The sequence below is a fragment of the Maricaulis sp. MIT060901 genome, assembly GCF_047123815.1.
Taxonomy (GTDB): domain Bacteria; phylum Pseudomonadota; class Alphaproteobacteria; order Caulobacterales; family Maricaulaceae; genus Maricaulis.
Window position 1 is genome coordinate 1453148 of the sequence record NZ_CP138920.1, and the last position, 19669, is coordinate 1472816.

A 19669-nucleotide genomic window follows, 5' to 3' on the forward strand; every position below is an offset into this window, starting at 1 on the left:
GCGCGCAAAGGGCACATTTATATTGGGGTCGAAAAACGAGTAGCGTGCACCTGAACTGCTCAGGAATGCGCCGACATGACCCCTCGTTTTCTGCCAAATTACGCACTCGAAAGCGTGCCTCGCTATACCTCCTACCCGCCTGCCAAAGGCTTTGGCGAAGTGGATGGTGAGCCGCTGTGGGCCAGCTGGATGCAGGCGCTTCCCGCAGCTCCGAAAATCTCGCTCTACCTCCACATCCCCTTTTGCAAGACGATGTGCTAGTATTGCGGCTGCAACACCACCATTCCCAACAAGTCGGAGCGAATCGAACGTTATCTGGACGCACTGAAAGACGAGATACGCCATCGGGCCGCGTCGCTGCCGGCAGATGCACAGATCCACCATATCCATTTCGGAGGCGGTTCACCGGACATGCTGAGCCCGGACCAGTTCAGCGACCTCATGCAGGAAATCCGCGATGCCTTCCCCCTGGCAACCGACGCCGAGATTGCCGCCGAGCTTGACCCGCGCGGGGTAACCCGGGCACTGGCAACGCGATTGGGCGAGCTGGGCTTCAATCGCGCCAGCCTGGGAGTCGAGGACCTATCCGACGAGGTTCAGAAACTCATCCACCGCATCCAGCCGCTGAGTGTTGTCCGCCAGGCCGTCCAGAATTTGCGCGAGGCTGGCATCGCCGCGATCAATACTGACATCATGTATGGCCTGCCTGCCCAGACGGTCGACCGTGTCGAGATGACCGCGCATGCGGTCGCAGAGCTGTCGCCCGACCGCATTGCCGTGTTCGGATATGCGCACGTGCCCTGGTTCAAGAAACACCAGAAAGCCATTCCGGAAGATCGCTTGCCCGGTGCACGGGAGCGCTTCGAACAGATGCTCGCAGCCTCGTCGGTGCTGGAAAGCCATGGCTATCAACCCGTCGGCTTCGACCATTTCGCCAAGCCCGACGACTCGATGGCGATACGCACTCGTGAAGGCCGGTTATGCCGGAACTTCCAGGGCTATACGGATGATGATTACGAGGTGCTGACGGGGCTGGGCGCCTCCTCGATCAGCGAGGCCCCTGGCGGCTATCTGCAAAACCAGCCGGATCCCGCCCGCTACGCGGATACCCGAGAAGAGGGACGCTCCAGCTTTGTGCGCGGCCTGCAACGTGACGCCGGCGACCGCCGGATCGCTGCCCGCATCGAGCGATTGATGTGCGATTTCGAACTTCCGCTGGACCCCAGAATCGATCTCGATGCGATCGCCGACATGCAAGCCGATGGTCTGGTCCTCGTCGAGGATCAGCGCCTTCAGGTGCCGCAACAGGGTCGTCCCTATGCGCGCAACCTGGCTGCGCGGATCGATCCCAACTTCATCGTGCGGGAGGAACAGCACAGCCGCGCGATCTGATCTGCAGCTGCGTTTTCCATTCCGGCCAATCTGTGCTAATGCCCGCGCGCTGCCTGCGGGGCAGACCATGAAAGCTGCGACGGGCAAGATGCAGCCAGGGGCGCGAGATGCGCCGGATCGGATTGACCAGACAATGACCAATAACGCGAATATCGTGCCGTCGCTGGCGCGCGCGCTCGATATCAAGGGCTATGAAGAGCTCACCGAAGTCCAGAGCGCTGTGCTGACCGACGAGGCTGCCGGGCGGGACATGTTGGTGTCTGCCCAGACGGGTTCGGGCAAGACGGTCGCCTTTGGCCTGGCCATGGCACCGGAACTGCTGGGCGACAAGGATCAGTTCGATTTCGCCGGTTCACCGCTGGCCCTGGTAATCGCCCCGACGCGTGAGCTGGCCCTGCAGGTCCAGCGCGAACTGCAATGGCTGTACGGCGAAGCCAAGGCCCGCATTGCCTCCTGTGTCGGTGGCATGGATCCGCGCTCTGAACGCAAGGCACTGGAGCGTGGCTGCCACATCGTAGTCGGCACACCGGGGCGTCTGCGCGATCACATCGAGCGCGGCGCACTGGACCTTTCCGATGCCCGTGCTGTGGTCCTCGACGAAGCTGACGAGATGCTCGATTTCGGCTTCGAGGAAGACCTGGAATTCATCCTCAACCAGTCTCCCGATGGCCGCCGGACCCTGCTTTTCTCGGCCACCGTCCCGCACGGCATCGCCCGTCTTGCCAAGAAGTACCAGAACGACGCCATGCGTCTGGAAACCGCTGGCGAGAAGGAACAGCACGGCGACATTTCCTACCAGGTGATGACGGTCCAGGCGCCCGATCGCGAGAACGCCATCGTCAACATCCTGCGCTTCAACGACGCCCAGCGTGCCATCGTTTTCTGCGCGACACGCGAAGGTGTCAGTCGTCTGGCCAGCAAGCTGGGTAATCGCGGATTTTCCGCTGTCGCCCTGTCTGGTGAGCTAAGCCAGAAAGAGCGCAGCCACGCCCTTCAGGCCATGCGTGACGGCCGGGCGCGGGTGTGTATCGCCACCGATGTTGCCGCGCGGGGCATCGACCTGCCGGGCCTTGAACTGGTGATCCACGCAGATCTGCCGACCAATGCCGAAACGCTGAAACACCGCTCCGGTCGCACCGGACGCGCGGGCAACAAAGGCATTTGCGCCCTGATCGTACCGTACAGCCGGACCGGTCGCGCACGCGCCCTGCTGCGCAATGGCGGCATCGAAGCCGACTGGATCGCACCGCCGAGTGCCGAGGCCATCCTGGAAAAGGATCGCGCACGTATCCTGGCGGATGCCGCCCTGACCGACGAGGTCGAGCCTGAACTACTCGAGGATGCCAAACAGCTGCTTGAGAGCTTCGGCGCCGAACAGATCGCTGCCGCCTTCATCCGCTCGCAGATGAAGGGCATGCCGGCTCCCGAAGAGCTGATGGCTGCGCCGCAGCCCAAGACCAAGTCCGAACGCGATAACTTCCAGCACGGCGGCTGGTTCAAGCTGAACACCGGTCGCAAGCATGGCGCGGAACCGCGCTGGCTGTTGCCGCTGGTCTGCCGCGCCGGTGATGTCACCAAGCGCGAAATCGGCTCGATCCGTATTCGTGAGGAAGACAGCTGGGTCGAGATTTCCGCCAAGGGTCTGGACCAGTTCAAGGCTGGTCTGGAAGCCTCTGGCGGCGGCGAAAAGAACGTCCGCATCGTGCAGACCGATGAAGAGCCTCCGGCGCGCGAGAAGCGCCCCTTCCAGGAGCGCCCGCGCCGGGACCGCGACGGTGATGGCGAACGCCGCGAGCGCGGCGACCGTCCGCATCGCGAGAACCGGGACCGCGGCGAACGCGGAAGCCGGGATCGCGATGATCGCCGGCCGGACAATCGCGACCGCAAGGACTGGAATGATCGTCCGCGCCGCCCGCGCGACGAGGAGCGCTCCTTCGACAAGCCCCGCAAGCCACGCCCTCCCAGGGATGACCGCCCGCGTGACAAAGATCGTGGCGAACGCCGTCCCGCCGACGAAAATGTCTCGCTGGATGAGCTGCTGGGTGACCAGGATAATCGTCCGGCCTGGAAGGACCGCGACAACCGCAAGCCACGCCGCGACAACCGTCCGACCGACGGCAAGAAACGAGACTTCAAACGCCGCGATGATCGTGAGTTCAACTCGGATGACCGTTCCGATGAGCCGCGTCGCAAGATGAAGGATCCGCGCACACCCAAAGGGAAGAAGCCCTTCGGCGCCAAGGGCGGATCAAAAGGTCCGACCGGCGGATTCAAGAAAAAGCGTGATTTCCGCGATGGAGCCCCCGGACCCGAAGATCGTCCGCGCCGACGCTCCACGACCAGCTCCGGCAAGCCGGGAGCAAAAGGCGGGCCCAAGGGTGCCAGCCTCCGCAAGGCCCCGCGCAAACCGCGCAGCTAACGCTTCAACAGGAACCGGTCATGCCGGTTCCTGTCCCGCCTCCTCGGCGAGCCACTCACCGACCTGCCACAGCCGGTCCTGACCGAAACACATGCGTGTGCCGACTCGGAAGGACGGCACGCCCCAATGGCCACCGGCGAACATGTCCTGGCGATTGGTCTCAACCACTTCGCGCCAATCCTGGGTCGCGATGACCGCTTCGGCGTGTTTCCAGTCGATGCCCGCGCGCTTGCAGATCTTGTAGAACCTGGCCGGTCTGGACGCATCCAGGCCCTCGCTCCACACACCGCGCATGAAGCTCTGGACAAACACCTCACCGCGACCGGCATTGATCTCGTCGACCAGGATGGCGAGCCCGTTTTCGACCCCTTTGCCCAGCGGATCACAGATGTTGCCGAATTCGAGCCCGAAACGTTCGGCCTCCCTCGCGCAGTCGCGCACAATGTAGAAACGTTTCTCCCGTGGCACGGGCAAGGCGCGCATGACCATCGGCAAGACGGGACGCAGCTTGATTTCAGCGCCCCAGCGACGGGCAAGATCGAACACGCGCATCAGGGCGATATAGCTGTAGGGACTGCGCAGCGAGAAGAACATCTCGAAGCTGCCACCGGTCCTCGCACCTGTCTCCGCAGGCGGCTCGAACAGCGCCTGCCCGCGCACCGCCCCAAGCCGGCGCTCCAGGTGCACCAGACGGTCGACACCCCAGTACCACTCGCCTTCAAACCAGATCATTCCGGATGCGTAATGACCCAGCTTGTGACGCAAGACCGTGCCTGCTTCCACTTCGCCTTCGACATCGCTCACTACACCTTTCACTCCGGCCAGACCGTGAACGTCGGCCAGCGCCTGGGCATCCAGATCGGACCAATCCCTGAGCAGCTCGGGTTCCGGCGCAGCGGACTTTTCCGGTGCACCGACCCGGTGTTTCACAACATCAAGCCCATAGGTCTCCTGAAGTTTGGGCAAGGCCTGCACCAGCAATTCTGAATAGGGCTCACCCGGCTCCAGAAACGCGTGCAACGTCGCCGCCTTGCCGCCAAGCCTGCGCCCCAGCAGGTGCCACAGGCGCACGGTATTGCGCAGGGTCGAACTGGTCAGGACCTGCGGCGCGAGGGTTTTCAGACTCATGCGATTGCCGTGTCCTCACCAAAACACGGGATGAGGAGCTGGCCTTCCAGACCCGCCTTGCGGTGAACGGCAATCTCCTGGAATTGAGGTGTCATCGAGATGTCGATCAGGGTTTTGATGGATGGATAGGTTATAATCGCGACCATATCCCAGGGCATTTCCACCTCACCGACCAGCAATGCGGAGGGCACAGAGGAAAACTTCAGACTACCACCGGCCTTCATCACCATTTCAACCATCGGAGCGCCATACCGATGCAGATAGGCATCGCGCCCGGGCATGTCCGCGTCCCGCCCGTCCTCATAGGCAGCGAATTCGCGGAATTTCAGCAGGTTGAGCATGTGGACTTCGCCGCTCTTGCCCGTCGCCAGGATCGCGTTGAGCTGCGCCTCTGTCGGCTCCAGCGCGTGTTCGATCTTCATCAAGCTCTCCCCCGGTTTTGATCGGAACACCGTAGGCCGGGTAAACAGTGTTTGCCAAGCGATGCGCAATTGATCCAAATTCCCGCAGAAGGAATGTTTTGAGGGCTTCATGACTAAGATCAATCTGGGCGATCCGCTCACCCTGCCCTGCGGCGCCACCCTGCCGAACCGTCTGTGCAAATCCGCGATGACGGAAGGCCTGGCCGATGATCACAATCGCGCCACCGACAAACACGCCCGGCTGTACGAGGCCTGGGCGGAAGGTGGGCTGGGCCTCTCTGTCACCGGCAATGTCATGGTCGACAAGCGCTATCTCGAGCGCGCCGCCAATATCGTCATCGATGGGGAGCAATCCGACGAACAGATGCACGGTCTCAGCAAGATGGCCGAGGCCGGACGCTCCGGAGGCGGGCATATCTGGATGCAGATCTCCCATGCCGGCCGCCAGTCACCCAAGGCCATCGCCACCGAGCCGGTCGCTCCTTCCGCCATCGGCGAAGTTGCTTTGCCCGGTGGGCTTTTCGCCAAGCCACGCGCCCTGACCACGGATGAGATCAAGGATGTCATCGCCCGTTTCGCGCACACCGCCAGCGTCGCCAAAACCGCCGGGTTTACAGGGGTCCAGGTTCACTCGGCGCACGGCTATCTGTTGTCGGAATTCCTCAACCCGCTGATCAATCAACGCGAGGATGAATGGGGCGGTTCGCTGGAAAACCGGGCCCGCCTGTTGCTGGAGATCATTGCCGCCGTCCGCGCAGCGGTCGGATCGGACTATCCGATCGGGGTCAAACTCAACTCCTCTGACTTCCAGAAGGGCGGCTTTGCGCTGGATGAATGCATCAGCGTTGTCGGCATGCTGGAACAGGCCGGCGTTGATCTGGTCGAGATTTCCGGCGGCAATTACGAACAGCCCGCCCTGCTTGGCATTGAAGGCCTGGAACCGGTCTACAAGGACGAGACGGCGGTGAAGGCGTCAACGCGCGCCCGCGAAGCCTATTTCCTGAACTATGCGACCGCGATCCGTAAGAACTGTAATATCCCGCTGATGGTCACCGGTGGCTTCCGCTCCCGCGAGGCCATGCTGGCGGCCCTCAATGAAGACGACATCCAGGTCATCGGCCTGGCGCGACCGCTCTGCGTTGATACGGACCTGCCGGAGCGTCTGATCGAAGGGTCACTCGACCGGCTGACATCCTGGGAAGACTCGCTGGCGCTGGGCCCGGGTATTTTCGGGCCCGAAAGCTCGAATCCCACGCTGCGGGCCATGAACGGTTTCGCCAACATGGCCTTCTTCTATCGCAACATCCTGCGCCTCGGCGAAGGACGCCCGACCAAACACAGGATGAACATGCTCTTCGCCTTCCTCGCCCACCACATGCAGGACGGCAAGGACGCGAAAAACCTCAAACGCTAGGGTCGGGGTGTGAAGCGGCGGATCGAACCGGAAAAGCTCATCACCGGACGATCTTCGGAATAGATCATGCCGCGCACGAATATGGTGGACTTGCCCATGCGGGTGACCTCGCCACGGCTGGTCACCAGCGCGCCTTCCGGTGCGCCATCTAGGAATTCGGAGTTGAAGGTCATTGTGACGCCCATGCTCCCGTCCTCGAAGGCATCCCAGGCGATGGAGAACAGCATGAAGTCGGCAAAGCTCATCAGGCAGCCGCCATGCACCACACCGCCTGCATTCATGTGTTTACGTTCAGCGCGAAAGGCACCGATCACGCCCTCTTCGTCGACCGTGCGGTAAAACGGACCGACATGACTCTCAAACGGCTCTTCAGGCCAGTATTGCCAGCCCTTGAACTCGCCCTCTGTCTGGATTTGCGGGGTCACACTCAGCCCTTCCTGTCTTCACGCCACCGGATCAGGCCTTCCTGGGTCGCCGAGGCGATCAGCTTGCCATCGCGCGTGAACAGGTGACCGCGATTGAACCCGCGCGACCCGCCCGACCACGGGCTGTCACAGGCATAGAGCAGCCAGTCGTCCACGCGCACATCATCATGGAACCACAGCGCATGATCGAGGCTTGCCGTCTGCATTTGCGGCATCAGCCAGTTCACACCGTGCGGCTTCATGCTGGTGCCCAGCAGGGTCATGTCCGAGGCATAGGCCAGGATCGCACGATGCATGATCGGATCATCACCGACCGGGCCTGAGGTGCGGATCCAGGTCTGGCGCAGGCCGTTGCGCACCTCGTTTTCCGGATCGAGCCAGCTTTCGACCGGACGTAGTTCTATGGCCCGGGGCCGGGTCATGAAATCGACAAAGGCCTTGGGGAAACGATCGCGATAGCGCTCGGCGATTTCCGCTTCTGTCTCCAGCTCCTCCGGTTGCGGCACATCAGGCATCTCGGCCTGGTGTTCCAGCCCCTTTTCCTGGCGCTGGAAAGAAGCCGTCATGTTCAAAATCGGCTTGCCACGCTGAATGGCAATAACGCGCCGGTTGGAAAAACTCCCCCCGTCATAATCACGTTCAACACGGAAGATGATCGGCAGTTTTTCGTCGCCCGGCCGCATGAAATAGGCGTGCAGCGAATGGGCGACGCGCCCTTCATCCACCGACCCGACCGCCGACATCAATGCTTGGGCGATCACCTGACCGCCAAACACCCGGCCCTGACCGCCCGGATTGCGCTTGCCGCGATACAGGTCGGTATCGATTTCCTCGACCGTCAACAGGTCAACCAGCGCGCCGGGTGCCTCTTCCTGCGTCGGGCGTCTTTCTTCTGTCTCTTGCATTTTTTCGGACCAGCCGTCATTGTTTGTTTTTTGCCATTTTGGGTGCGCCTGCAAAAAAAGCCAGCCCGAACCTGCAATCCTCTGTTCAGGTGTTGTCTGGCAAACAACCCTCAGTATTCTGTCGCTGATTTTGATTGGGGGATTTTCATGAAACGCCTTGCTCTCGCCGCAGCAGCAATCGCAACCGCCCTGGCGGGTTGCGCCACCACAGTAACCACCGAGAACGTCTACAGCTTCTCCGACCTGCAACTTTGCCGTATCCAGGCCAATCCGGGCAGCCGCGAGGTCGAGGAAACCAGCCTGGTCAATGCCGAGCTGGGTCGGCGGGAAACCGACTGTCCGGCCGTGTTTGACGAAGAGCGCCGCCGGGTCGAGGAAATACGCCGTCGCCAGGAAGAGGAACGCCGGATCGCCGAAGAAGAACAGCGTATCTTCACGGAACGCCAGATCGACCGCATCGCCATGGCGCAAGCCGCCTGGGAACGACCGGGATCATGGCGCAACCGGGAAATCCCGCGCAATGTCAGCGGTGTCGACCTCAATGCGTGCCTGCGTGATGACAGCACGGGCGAAGCGTACCCGGCCGATATCGAACCCATCATGGGTGATGCGCTGAACGTCGCGCTGCGCACTCATGAATTCAGTGCCTATCGACAATATGCCGTCGTCTTCCTGCGCAGCGGTGAGCTGATGGTTCTGCAGATGCAGAACGCTTTCCACCAGAACGAACTGCCCCGCGGCTACACGGCGGGTACGGATGAACAGGGACTGACCTGGGATGTGAAGGATTATCGCGGCATGCGCTGCTGATCCTGTGAAGGGGCAGGCCCGGCTTGCCCCTTGCACTTTGTGACGGTCATGCTATCCGCCCCGCAACACAGCGGGAGATCCTCATGTCAGACAAGATCATCGTCACCGGCGCCCTGGGCATTCTGGGCCAGGCCGTCGTCGCTTACCTGGTCAAGACCGGCGCCACCGTCACCGCGATCGATCTGGCTGCCGACAATGGCTCCAGCGCAGCACAGCACGTCATCGGCGGTGTCGACCTGACCGATGAAGCGGCCGTCCAGACCGCCTTCGCCGCGGCGAAGGAAAAGATGGGTGGCCTGACCGGCATCGCCAATATCGCCGGCGGTTTCATCTGGCAGACGATCGCCGACGGCGAGATTGACGGTTTCGACAAGATGTTCCGCATCAATCTAAAAACCGCCGCGATTGCGTCGCGCTCGGCGTTTTCACTGTTTGAAGGCGAAGCGGCGATCGTCAATATCGGCGCTTCTGCGGTGAAAGCCCCGGGTCTGGGCATGGCCGCCTACACGGCTTCGAAGGCCGGTGTGCACGCACTCACCGAAAGCCTGGCGGAAGAAGGCGCTGGCGCCGGCGTGCGCGTCAACGCAGTCCTGCCGACCATTCTCGACACCCCTACCAACCGCGCCGACATGCCGGACGCGGATACGTCCAGCTGGGTGAAACCGGAAGCGGCAGCAGAGGTGATCGGTTTTCTTCTGTCGAACAACAGCCGTGCGATTTCCGGCGCGCTGGTGCCCGTTAATCGCGGCGGTTAGGGTTTGATGGTACTATCACCTTTGTTGTTGGCATTCTGAGCGGCTTTTGCCCAACCGGATGGCGAAGAACCAACGAGCGCCAGGTTCTTGACGTCTGTAGAGGGTGCCCCCGAGGCTGGCAATGAGACTATGCCCTGTTGGCCTTCCACAGGTGAAGCCTCGTTTTGCGCCACCAAACCAACACTTACTCTCGGACTGGACGCATTCGCTCGTGCCCTTATAGAGGCCATCGATCAACGCCTGACTGCCGATGCGGACATCGATCAGCTGCCACCGCTGGCTTACTCGCCGCATGGTGGAAACTATCGTTCCGTGTTTGGCAGTGACCACAACTTTCACGCTCTCTTTGAGTTGGCAGATGGAGAGATTATCGTCGTTCCCGTCACACAGCGCGCTGCTGATGCATTAAGTGAAGGTTAGACCGTCTGTCGGAATATCGAGTTCCCCCGCACTTGTTGCGGGGCCAGGCATGCATTCGTGATTGCACCGAAAATCAACCAGACCCCGGCATACGCCGGGGGAAGGTGTTGGAAAATTGAAACATCCTATCGCCCAATCTTCCCCCTGCAGGGGGAAGAAATCACGCCGCCGCCAGTCTCATCGCGATCAGTCCACCGACCAGCACGACCGACAGCGCGATACGACGTTTGCCGAAACCTTCCTTGAGCACGACAGCGGCCAGGATTGCGCCGATGACGACCGAAGTTTCACGCAGCGCGGACATCGGTCCCACTGCTGCGTTGGCATAGGCAAACAACGCGAACCCGTAACTTGCCAGGCCAAAGATCGAGGCGATGGCACCGGACTTGAGCTCCTGGCGCATCAGTCCCGGCAAATCACGCCCCCGACGGATCAGCGCGGTCAGCAGGATCGGCACCGCCGTCACCACCGCAAACCAGGCCAGATAGACAAAGGGGCTGCTGGCCGCGCGTGCGCCTGATGCGTCATTGACAGAATAGAGCGCCGTCATACCGGCTGCGAGGAGGGCGAATCCGATGGCCTGCACCTTGGGGCGACCACCCTTTTCCGGCCAGCCGAAACCGAGCACCGCCAACGAAGCCACGACCAGCCCCGCAATCTCCCAGATCGACAAAACCTCGCCCAGCACCAGAAAGGCCACGAGCCCCGCCAGCAGCGGCGCGCCACCGCGCATGATCGGATAGACCAGCCCCATATCGCCGTGTTCGAACGCACGGATCATCGCCATCTGGAAAGCCCAGTGCAGGACCGCGCCCAGCAGCAAAAAACGCCAGACACTCCAGTCCGGGATGGGATTGCTCAGCAGGATCGGCAGGACATAGACCGCGCCGATCGACATCATCGTGGCGCGAAAGACCAGACGGTCTCCGGCCTGTTTGGTCAGCAGCCCCATGAAGGCATGCAGGCTCGCCGAGCACAGCATGGCCAGGCTGGCGAGCGGGAGGGCTTCGAGCAAGCCCTACGCCTCCAGGCCTGCAATGGCGCGGGCAAAACCCAGCGCGCTGAAGGGCTGGAGATCTTCTTCGCCTTCACCGATCCCGATATAGTGGATCGGCAGCTGGAATTTCTCGGCCACCTGGACCAGGGCTCCGCCCTTGGCGGTGCCGTCCAGCTTGGTCATGATCACGCCGGTCACGTCGGAGGCTTCCAGGAAGGCTTCCGCCTGTGACACGGCGTTGGAGCCGACCGTGCCATCAAGCACCAGCAACACCTCGTGCGGTGCGTCGGGGATTTTCTTGCGAATGACGCGGACGATCTTGCGGAGCTCTTCCATCAGTTCGGACTTGTTCTGCAGACGTCCGGCCGTGTCGATCAACACCACGTCATGACCGCCACGCTCGGCCTCTTCCAGCGCATCGAACGCCAGTCCGGCCGCATCGGCGCCGATGTCGCGCTTGACGACCGGCGCCTTGGCCCGCTCGCCCCAGACGGAGACCTGTTCGATCGCGGCCGCACGGAAAGTGTCGCCGGCGGCCAGCACCGGATTGCGCCCCTGGCGCTTGAGCTTGACCGCGATCTTGCCGAGCGTTGTCGTCTTGCCCGAGCCGTTTACGCCCACAAACAGCACCACACGCGGCGCACTGCCGGTCAGGGCGAGCGGTTTTTCCAGGGGTTCCAGCGTTTCCGCGACCACCGAGGCGAGAACTTCACGCACTTCCTCGTCGCTTACTTCCTTGTCGAAACGGTCCTTGGCGAGGCGCTCGGTCACACGCATCGCGGCAGCGGCGCCGAGATCCGCGGCGATGAGCGTGTCTTCCAGCTCCTCAATCGCCTCATGGTCCAGCTTGCGCTTGGTGAAGATCGCAGTGACGGACTCGCCCAGCTTGGACGAGGTGCGTTTCAGACCCGCAGCCAGTCGGGAAAAGAAGCCCGGCTTTTTCTCACTCATTCGACGAGATTCCCCTGCAATTCACGCCCGTCATGACCCGAAACCTCGATATTCACAAGCGCGCCGGGCCGCGGCGCCGTGTCGGAGGGGTAGCGGATGGCGGCAAAGTTTCCGGCGCGGGCAAATCCCGGCTTCTCGACGAGTGCCGCATCAACCCGCCCGATCATGCTGTCGAGATGGTGGTTGAGCGCTTCTTCAGCCTTGGCCCGCAGGCGGGCGGCGCGTTCCTTGATCACGGCGCGATCCAGCTGCGGCATGCGCGCGGCCGGCGTACCCGGTCGCGGTGAAAACGGGAAGACGTGCAGATAGGCCAGCTGGCACTCGTCGACGAGCTTGAGCGAGTTCTCGAACATCGCCTCGGTCTCGGTCGGGAAACCGGCGATCAGATCCGCGCCGAAGGCGATATCCGGACGCGCCTCTTTCAGGCGCGTGCACAGGGCGATGGCATCATCACGCAGATGGCGACGCTTCATGCGCTTGAGGATCATGTCGTCTCCGGCCTGGAGGGACAGGTGAAGATAGGGCGCAACGCGCGCTTCGCCTGTAATGGCCTCGAACAGGGGTTCGTCGATCTCGATGGCATCGATAGAGGAGAGGCGCAGGCGTGGCAGGTCCGGAACCTGTTTCAGGATGGCCTGGACCAGACGCCCCAGCTGCGGCGTTCCCGGCAGGTCGCCGCCCCAGGAGGTGAGATCCACGCCCGTCAGCACGACCTCGCTATGCCCCTTGTCGACAAGCGTCTTGATCTGGTCGACCACTTCGCCCGCCGGCACGGATCGCGAATTGCCGCGACCGAAGGGGATAATGCAGAAGGTGCAGCGGTGATCACAGCCATTCTGGACCTGGACATAGGCGCGCGCACGCCCCTCCATGCCCTCCACCAGGTGCCCGGCAGTCTCGCGCACACTCATGATGTCATTGACGCGAACCTTCTCGGTGCCGCCCAGCAAGAGGTCCGGCTTGAAGGTTTCCGCCTTCAGCTTCTCGTCATTGCCGACCACACGGTCGACTTCCGGCATCTGAGCGAACATGTCCGGATCCACCTGGGCCGCACAGCCTGTGACGATGATTTTCGCTTCCGGATTCTCACGGCGGGCGCGGCGGATCTGCTGGCGGGCCTGGCGCACGGCTTCATTGGTGACCGCACAGGTATTCACGAGGATCGCATTGGACAGCCCTGCATCCTGCGCATGTTTGCGCATGACCTCGCTCTCCCAGCCATTAAGGCGGCAGCCAAAGGTCATGATGTCCAGCCCCGGCTTGGTATCCGGCACCTGTTCGGATGGCCGGTCCGCGCCCGAAGCGGCAGGATTGTCGTCGCGATCACTCATTCAGGCTGGATAAGGGGAAGCAATGGGGGAAAGTCAAGAAGTGTGATCTGTACGCAACGCGTGGGGGAAAATGATTTTTCCTCTTAACGCGAAACACGAATAATGCTCGAACACCCCAATATATTGTGGCAACTTGGAATCATTCCAACAAAAACCCCCGGGGAGAGATAAAATGAAACAGTCTGGAGTGCTCGCTTCAACTGCTCTGGCAGTTGTACTTGCGGCTTCTTTAGCGGCACCCACGCTCGCTCAAGACACTGAAGTGATCGTTGTAACGGCAACCAAGCGCGAGCAATCGCTGCAGGAAGTTCCGTTCTCCATCAACGCACAAACCGCGGAAGACATCCGCGCAACCGGCGCCGGTTCAATCGAGGACATTGCCCGCAATGTTGCCGGTCTGAACATCCAGAATCTCGGGCCAGGCCAGAGCCAGGTTTCCATTCGCGGTGTCTCCGCCGGCCAGATCGTCCGCGACCAGCCGGGCGTGAAGGAACAGGTTGGTGTCTATCTCGACGAATCCGTTATCTCGCTCTCGCTCTTCACACCGGATTTCGACCTCTACGACCTCAACCGCGTCGAAACACTGCGTGGCCCGCAGGGCACGCTCTTTGGTTCGGGCTCCATCGGCGGCACCATTCGCTACATCACCAACCAGCCGGAAATCGGCGAGTACTCGGCCGAAGCCGAGTTCGAGGTGAACAGCGTCGAAGATGGCGAAATGGGTGGCCACCTCAAGGGCATGGTCAACTTCCCGGTTGGGGATACGGCCGCACTGCGTATCGCGGCCTACCATACGGAATATGGCGGCTTTATCGATGCGCTGGGCGAAGGCGGCTCGCGCACCGAGGACGTCAATGGCGGTAATCGCACCGGTATTCGTGCGGCACTTGCCATGGATGTCAGCGACAATATGCGGGTCACACCGCGGATCGTTTACCAGGAGATCCAGGCAGACGGTTTCAATCGCCAGGAACGCTTTAATCTGTTCGCCAATGAGCACACAACGACCCGCCCGGCCATCACCATGGGTCCACGCGAGCAGTATCTGTTGCTTCAGGAAGGTTTCGAAGACGAGACCATGCTGGCCGACCTGACGGTTGAGGTGGACTATGACGGTTTCACCCTGACCTCTGTCACCAGCTTCATGGATCGCTCCATCCTCGTCAGCCGTGACGCCTCCGCGCTGACCGGCTCGGTCTCTGTGGACCTTGGCTACGCTGATGCGGCAGTCCTCCTGCCGTCCAACCTGCGCGACACGACCGAACTGACCCAGTTCACTCAGGAACTGCGCCTGGCTTCGACGGGCGATGGTGATTTCGACTGGATCGTCGGCGGTTTCTTCTCCGACGTCGAGCGCAACTACAAACAGCGCCTGCCCACTCCAGGATATGATGCTGCCACCGATGCAACGCTTGGCGCAGGCACCGCTGCAGGCACGCTGAACGGTTTCCCGGCCGACAGCCCCTACAGTGCTGATCTCGACTATAATATCGATCAGTTTGCGGTGTTTGGTGAGGCCACCTGGCACGCTTCAGAGCGGACCCGTGTGACCTTTGGCGGTCGCTGGTATGACTTCGAGGAGAACCGCACCATCTCCCAGGGCGGACTGTTCTCCTCCGGCTTCTCCAACGTCCAGGATTCAACCGCGTCGGATGGAATCAATACCCGTTTCATCTTCAGTCATGACCTGAATGACACGTTCACATTCAACGTCCAGGCAGCCCAGGGCTTCCGTCTCGGCGGCGTCAATGACCCGCTGAACTCCACCCTGTGTACGGCCGCGGACGAGGCGATCTTCGGTGGCTTCCAGGATTATGATGATGAAACGTCCTGGAACTATGAGGCAGGCATCAAGGGCCAGGCCAATGGCTGGACACTGAATGCCGCCGTATTCCACAATGACATCGAGAACCTTCAGGTCACGCTTGACGCGGGCTCCTGTTCCTCTCGTGTCAGCTTCAACGTTGAAGAGGCCCATGCGGGTGGTCTTGAGCTCGAATTCTCAAACCAGCTCACCGACAACCTCTTCGTGGCCTTCGCCGGCACCTATGTGAGAGCAGAGTTCGATTCCACCGTCGTCGATGGCACGAACACCGTTCTCGCCGGCATTCGAGAAGGCAACCGCCTGGCGTCCACACCGGAGCTGATGATGTCCGTCAGCGCGGTCTACACCTATGATGCCAGCTGGGCCGGATCAGGTGCTGAAGGCTTCTTCACCGCATCCTACCAGCATGTCGGTGACGGCTACACACAGCCAAGCGACCAGGAGACCGGCGCAGGCCAGTTTTTCTCCGGACTGCCGTTTGGCGGTGCTACCGGCAATGAGAGCAACTGGGTCGACCTGCACCTCGATCCTTACGGCATCGGCTATCTGTCGGCAGGTCTCGACTGGGGCAACACCCAGCTGACCGCCTTCGTCGACAATGTGATGGACGAGAATGCGAACCTGTCCTTCGACCGCGAACGCGGCGGCCGGGCACGCCTCTCCTTCCGCACCAACCAGCCGCGCACCATCGGTGTGACCCTGCGCCGTCAATACTGATCGGACGCAAGCAACAAACAGGAAAGGGCGGCTCCCGGGCCGCCCTTTTTCGTGCGTAAAACGGACGCCCGCGGCCGCACCGGAAGGTTTTACCGCCGGCTCCGCGTGGTGAGCGGCTTATTCGATGGCCGCTTCCTGTTCGTCGATCCAGCTGCGCATTTTTGCTTCCAGCGCAGAGAGCGGCATGGAGCCGTCTTCCAGCAAGGTGTCATGGAAAGCGCGAATGTCGAACTGCGCGCCAAGACGCTCTTCCGCTTCCGCACGCAGATCGCGCATCAACAGCTCACCGGTCTTGTAGGCCAGGGCCTGTCCCGGCCAGGCGATATAGCGAAGGACCTCGGTTCGAACATTATGCGGTGCCAGGGCGGAGTTCTCCAGCAGGCAAGCCTCAGCCTCCTCGCGCGTCCAGCCCATGTAATGCATGCCGGTATCCACCACGAGACGGCAGGCACGCCACATCTCATAGGTCAGCCGCCCGAAATTCTCGTACGGCGTCCGGTAGAGTCCCATGTCGATGGCCAGGTTCTCCGTATAGAGCCCCCAACCCTCGCCGAAAGCAGTGATGTAGGTATTGCGTCGGAAGTCGGGAACATCCTCCAGCTCCTGCGCAATCGCGATCTGGTGGTGATGCCCCGGTACGGCCTCGTGCACACTCAACGCCGGCAACACATAGAGCGGACGTTGGGAGAGATTATAGGTGTTGACCATGTAGCCGCCGGCCACACCCGTCTCGCTATTGCCCGGCCAGTAACGCCCGGTCGTATAGGTCGGCGCCATGCTCGGCGGCACCGGGCGCACACCATAGGGCAGGCGCGGCAAATGCCCGAAAAAGGCCGGCATCGCATCATCCGCGCGCTTGGAAATCCAGGCGGCGTGCATCAGCAATTCTTCCTCACTCTGGGCATAGAATTGCGGGTCGGTACGCAGGAACTCCAGAAACTCTGCGAACGTGCCCTCAAACCCCGTCTCGGCGATCACCTCTTCCATCTCGGCGCGGATGCGCGCGACTTCGGACAGTCCGCGCTGGTGCACCTCCTCCGGAGAGGTATCCAGCGTCGTGTGATAGCGCACCAGCGACTGGTAGTATTCGCGGCCGCCCGGCACTTCGGAAATACCGATACTGTCGCGCGACCCCGGCATGTACTGTGCATTGAAGAAGTCCAGCACTCGTTGATAGGCCGGAATGGCATGATCACGGATCGCCGCCAGCGCCTCTGCCCGCAGGCGAGCGCGTTCATCCGCATCCAGCGCCGGGGACATATTGTCGATCGGCATGATCAGGACACCTTCCAGCACCGCGTCGGCCAACAGGCCTTCAAGCTGGGAGATGGCGCCTTCAGCAATGATCCGCGGCTGGGTGAAACCGTCATTCAGGCCTGATGTCATCCAGTCGAGATTCTGACCGAAATAGCCGTCAATGCCCTCGATCCGGCGGATCCAGGCCTCGCCTTCCTCGATCGTGCGCGGGCGCGTCGAGGCGGCCGCGTAGGAGGGGGTGAAGAAGAAACCGCTGTCTGACAGGAAGGGGATGCGGCTGGTATTGTACTGGGACAGCTCGACCGAGAAGCGAAGGATATAGTCCAGCACGGCATGACTGACCTTTTCGGACTGGGTCAGCTGGCTGGCATCAATCGCCTCGAGGCGCTCCAGGAATGCGACATCCGCCGCATTATCGGCTGCCTGGGCATCCGCAGAGATATCATCCCAGGACGCCAACGCCTCCAGATCGCCCTCCTGGCCACGACGGGTGTTGGAATTGGCTTCCTGGTGCGCTTCATAATCCGTAACCAGCTGGACAAAGGCCAAGCTGTCTTCGCTGGCATTTTCAGTCGGCGCTTCAGCAGCCGGGCTGCTGGTTTCTGCCGTGTCGCTGGCGACATCGCTGGTGGCCGGCGCGTCAGCGGACGGCGAACAGGCCGCCAGGGCCAACGCCATGACCGCGCTACCCGTCATCCAGAATTTTGTGCTGATCATCTCACCCCTCCATTGGATCCAATTCGCCGCAGACTTGCGCGAACCGGACCCAAAGGGCAAGGGCGATGTGATTACCGGCCGGCCAGAACGCGTGTGCAGGCCTGCCAATCCACATCATCGGCGACGATGATCTGTTGCAGGGGGAAGGTCTCGCCATTAGTCGGCAGATAGCCGATTTCGCGAATTTCACCCTCATGCTCGACCCGGAAGACGCTTTCCTGGCTGGCATCGCCATAGGCACCGCCCACACGCTCGATCAGGAACATGCCCGGCAGAAAGCCCGCGCGTGCTGCATTGGTCCCGGGGTCAACCGCTTCGAGGTGACGGCGACCATCCTCAAGCGGATCGCCCCATGTCAGCCCGTATTCAAAGACCGGTTGATCCAGGGTCACAACCTCGCCACAAGCGCCAAACGCGTCAGCGGGGATATCCACCAGATTGCCCTGATTGATATAGCGCTCGACCTCTGCGCTCAGATCGATACCCGCAACCGCCTGTACCGCGGGCAGGAAAGCCTGGGGGCGGTGACGCCCTCTTCGACATTCAGCATGTGCTGGAAAACATCATCCAGATCGCGCTGCCCCTGCGTGGCCTCGCGGATGAGCGCCTCGGCCCGGGCGGCAAACATCATTCCACGCAGATACGGCAGGCGCTGATAGTCCCGCTCGGCCCAGAACCCCGTGGTGATGGCGGAATTGGGCTGGTCGTTGACCGGCGAGGTCCAGTATTCCTGCAAGGCACCATTCCAGGAGGCAATGGACTCCTCCGCGGTCCACAGGCCGCCATTGACGCCGACACGTTGGGTCAGGAACTCCGTAAAGCCTTCAGAGAGCCAGTATTCAGACGGCTGTTCATCACCATCAATCAGCCCACCCAGACGCAAGGGCATCCAGGTATGCGTGTGCTCGTGCGTCAGGATCTCGGTGAGCATGGACGGATCCAGATTGCGCGTGGCGAAGAAGGCGAAACTGTCTCCCAGATTGGTTCCGCCCAGGCTCTGCCAGTTCTCCGGCGCATCGACCGGCATGATCGAGACAAAATACGGTTCCGCAGGCGTGTTCCAATAGGCATGACTGGCGGCAACCACACGCGCAACTTCGTCCGCAAACGCCTGCTCGCTCATCGGCCAGCCTTCGCCGCGAATGCCGGTGCGGATGGCAGCCCCGTCCAGCTCCGTTGTGAATACCTGATAATCCCCGGCGACCAGGACGCTGGGCATGATGTCATCCATCGTCGAAACGCCATGATCCATGTCACTGGCCAGGGTCCAGCCTTCCGGCGCCTGCAGATCCATGGTCACCGTCTTGTCCGACCCGAGGTCCGGCTCGGCGATCCACGTATTGCCGATCAGGTGAAGAAAACCGGGCTGCAGGATGGGGCGATAATTGCTTTGCTCGGCATTGGGCACACCCTGCCAGTCCTGCACAAGCTGATAACGTACGGTCAACGCGGCACCGGGCGCGTGGGTCAGCACGCGCACACGGGCCTCATCGCCCTGCGAAACATCTGCGCCCTCGACCACCAGCGACTCGATGCCGTTCCACAATTCAGACTCACCGCCCCAGTTGTCGGGTAAGTACAGGTCCGTGGACCCGTCTGTTTCGCCATCGAAACGAAGTTCCACCGTCACCACCGGGCGCGTATCCGCGCCTTCTTCGATCGACAATTGATAGTGAACTTGCGGCGCCGTTTGCAGCGCCATAACCAGAGCAGCCGCGCTGCTCGTCATCATCAAGGACATTTTTGTTCGGTTCCCTCAGCCTGAGCCACACGCCACAGGAGTA

Annotated in this window: 18 protein-coding genes; 8 read left to right on the top strand and 10 right to left on the bottom strand. The window is 61.6% G+C overall.

The window, feature by feature from the left end; translation table 11 throughout:
* Nucleotides 1–75: 75 nt before the first annotated feature.
* From SIC17_RS07120 to SIC17_RS07130, 3 genes are all read left to right on the top strand, one after another.
* Entirely contained in the window at nt 76–261 is a 186-nt protein-coding gene (locus SIC17_RS07120) for a hypothetical protein (protein ID WP_291890734.1), read from the top strand.
* A gap of 54 nt (nt 262–315) precedes the next feature.
* Nucleotides 316–1392: a radical SAM protein gene (locus SIC17_RS07125; RefSeq protein ID WP_412546909.1), complete on the top strand. Its 1077-nt coding sequence runs from the start codon at nt 316–318 to the stop codon at nt 1390–1392.
* A gap of 67 nt (nt 1393–1459) precedes the next feature.
* The gene (locus SIC17_RS07130) at nt 1460–3811 is read left to right on the top strand and encodes a DEAD/DEAH box helicase (RefSeq protein WP_412546813.1); all 2352 of its coding nucleotides are present in this window, start codon (nt 1460–1462) and stop codon (nt 3809–3811) included.
* 18 nt (nt 3812–3829) lie between these two features.
* On the opposite strand, the gene SIC17_RS07135 is transcribed toward SIC17_RS07130, so the two are convergent.
* Entirely contained in the window at nt 3830–4939 is a 1110-nt protein-coding gene (locus SIC17_RS07135; RefSeq protein WP_412546814.1) for a 2-hydroxychromene-2-carboxylate isomerase, read from the bottom strand.
* Complete coding sequence (locus SIC17_RS07140) at nt 4936–5361, bottom strand: hypothetical protein (RefSeq protein WP_291890737.1); 426 nt, start codon at nt 5359–5361, stop codon at nt 4936–4938. Before SIC17_RS07140 ends, SIC17_RS07135 begins: the two co-directional genes overlap by 4 nt.
* A 109-nt stretch (nt 5362–5470) precedes the next feature.
* Here SIC17_RS07140 and SIC17_RS07145 point away from each other — a divergent pair, with 109 nt between their 5' ends.
* Entirely contained in the window at nt 5471–6775 is a 1305-nt protein-coding gene (locus SIC17_RS07145; RefSeq protein WP_412546815.1) for an NADH:flavin oxidoreductase/NADH oxidase family protein, read from the top strand.
* Here the strand turns inward: SIC17_RS07145 and SIC17_RS07150 are convergent.
* On the bottom strand, nt 6772–7200 hold the full coding sequence (locus SIC17_RS07150; RefSeq protein WP_291890739.1) for a PaaI family thioesterase: 429 nt from the start codon (nt 7198–7200) through the stop codon (nt 6772–6774). The genes SIC17_RS07145 and SIC17_RS07150 overlap by 4 nt on opposite strands.
* Nucleotides 7201–7202: 2 nt before the next feature.
* A complete protein-coding gene (locus SIC17_RS07155) occupies nt 7203–8105 on the bottom strand; it encodes an acyl-CoA thioesterase (RefSeq protein WP_412546816.1) in 903 nt (300 codons plus the stop codon).
* 147 nt (nt 8106–8252) lie between these two features.
* Between SIC17_RS07155 and SIC17_RS07160 the strand changes: the two genes are divergently transcribed.
* The 3 genes from SIC17_RS07160 (at nt 8253) to SIC17_RS07170 (ending at nt 10090) form a co-directional block, all read left to right on the top strand.
* A complete protein-coding gene (locus SIC17_RS07160) occupies nt 8253–8915 on the top strand; it encodes a hypothetical protein (RefSeq protein WP_291890741.1) in 663 nt (220 codons plus the stop codon).
* Between the two features lie 83 nt (nt 8916–8998).
* Nucleotides 8999–9670, top strand: a complete 672-nt coding sequence (locus SIC17_RS07165; protein WP_412546817.1) for an SDR family NAD(P)-dependent oxidoreductase — start codon at nt 8999–9001, stop codon at nt 9668–9670.
* A gap of 87 nt (nt 9671–9757) precedes the next feature.
* On the top strand, nt 9758–10090 hold the full coding sequence (locus SIC17_RS07170; protein ID WP_412546818.1) for a hypothetical protein: 333 nt from the start codon (nt 9758–9760) through the stop codon (nt 10088–10090).
* Between the two features lie 160 nt (nt 10091–10250).
* On the opposite strand, the gene SIC17_RS07175 is transcribed toward SIC17_RS07170, so the two are convergent.
* Genes SIC17_RS07175 through mtaB form a run of 3 tightly spaced genes read right to left on the bottom strand, consistent with a single transcriptional unit; the run spans nt 10251 to nt 13369 of the window.
* Nucleotides 10251–11105, bottom strand: a complete 855-nt coding sequence (locus tag SIC17_RS07175; protein ID WP_291890744.1) for a DMT family transporter — start codon at nt 11103–11105, stop codon at nt 10251–10253.
* Nucleotides 11106–11108: 3 nt separating this feature from the next.
* Nucleotides 11109–12038 (bottom strand): signal recognition particle-docking protein FtsY, encoded by a 930-nt coding sequence (gene ftsY / locus SIC17_RS07180; protein ID WP_412546819.1) that lies wholly within the window; start codon nt 12036–12038, stop codon nt 11109–11111.
* Nucleotides 12035–13369 carry a tRNA (N(6)-L-threonylcarbamoyladenosine(37)-C(2))-methylthiotransferase MtaB gene (mtaB, locus tag SIC17_RS07185; protein ID WP_412546820.1) on the bottom strand — a complete coding sequence of 445 codons (1335 nt, stop codon included), beginning with the start codon at nt 13367–13369 and terminating at the stop codon, nt 12035–12037. The genes ftsY and mtaB overlap by 4 nt, the downstream gene beginning before the upstream one ends.
* Nucleotides 13370–13541: 172 nt before the next feature.
* On the opposite strand from mtaB, the gene SIC17_RS07190 reads away from it, so the two are divergent.
* On the top strand, nt 13542–15911 hold the full coding sequence (locus tag SIC17_RS07190) for a TonB-dependent receptor (protein WP_291890747.1): 2370 nt from the start codon (nt 13542–13544) through the stop codon (nt 15909–15911).
* A gap of 117 nt (nt 15912–16028) precedes the next feature.
* Here SIC17_RS07190 and SIC17_RS07195 read toward each other — a convergent pair whose 3' ends face one another.
* From SIC17_RS07195 to SIC17_RS07205, 3 genes are all read right to left on the bottom strand, one after another.
* Nucleotides 16029–17885: a DUF885 domain-containing protein gene (locus SIC17_RS07195; RefSeq protein WP_412546821.1), complete on the bottom strand. Its 1857-nt coding sequence runs from the start codon at nt 17883–17885 to the stop codon at nt 16029–16031.
* A gap of 71 nt (nt 17886–17956) precedes the next feature.
* Complete coding sequence (locus SIC17_RS07200; RefSeq protein WP_412546822.1) at nt 17957–18319, bottom strand: hypothetical protein; 363 nt, start codon at nt 18317–18319, stop codon at nt 17957–17959.
* Between the two features lie 38 nt (nt 18320–18357).
* Nucleotides 18358–19617 carry a hypothetical protein gene (locus SIC17_RS07205; RefSeq protein WP_412546823.1) on the bottom strand — a complete coding sequence of 420 codons (1260 nt, stop codon included), beginning with the start codon at nt 19615–19617 and terminating at the stop codon, nt 18358–18360.
* Nucleotides 19618–19669: the final 52 nt, after the last annotated feature.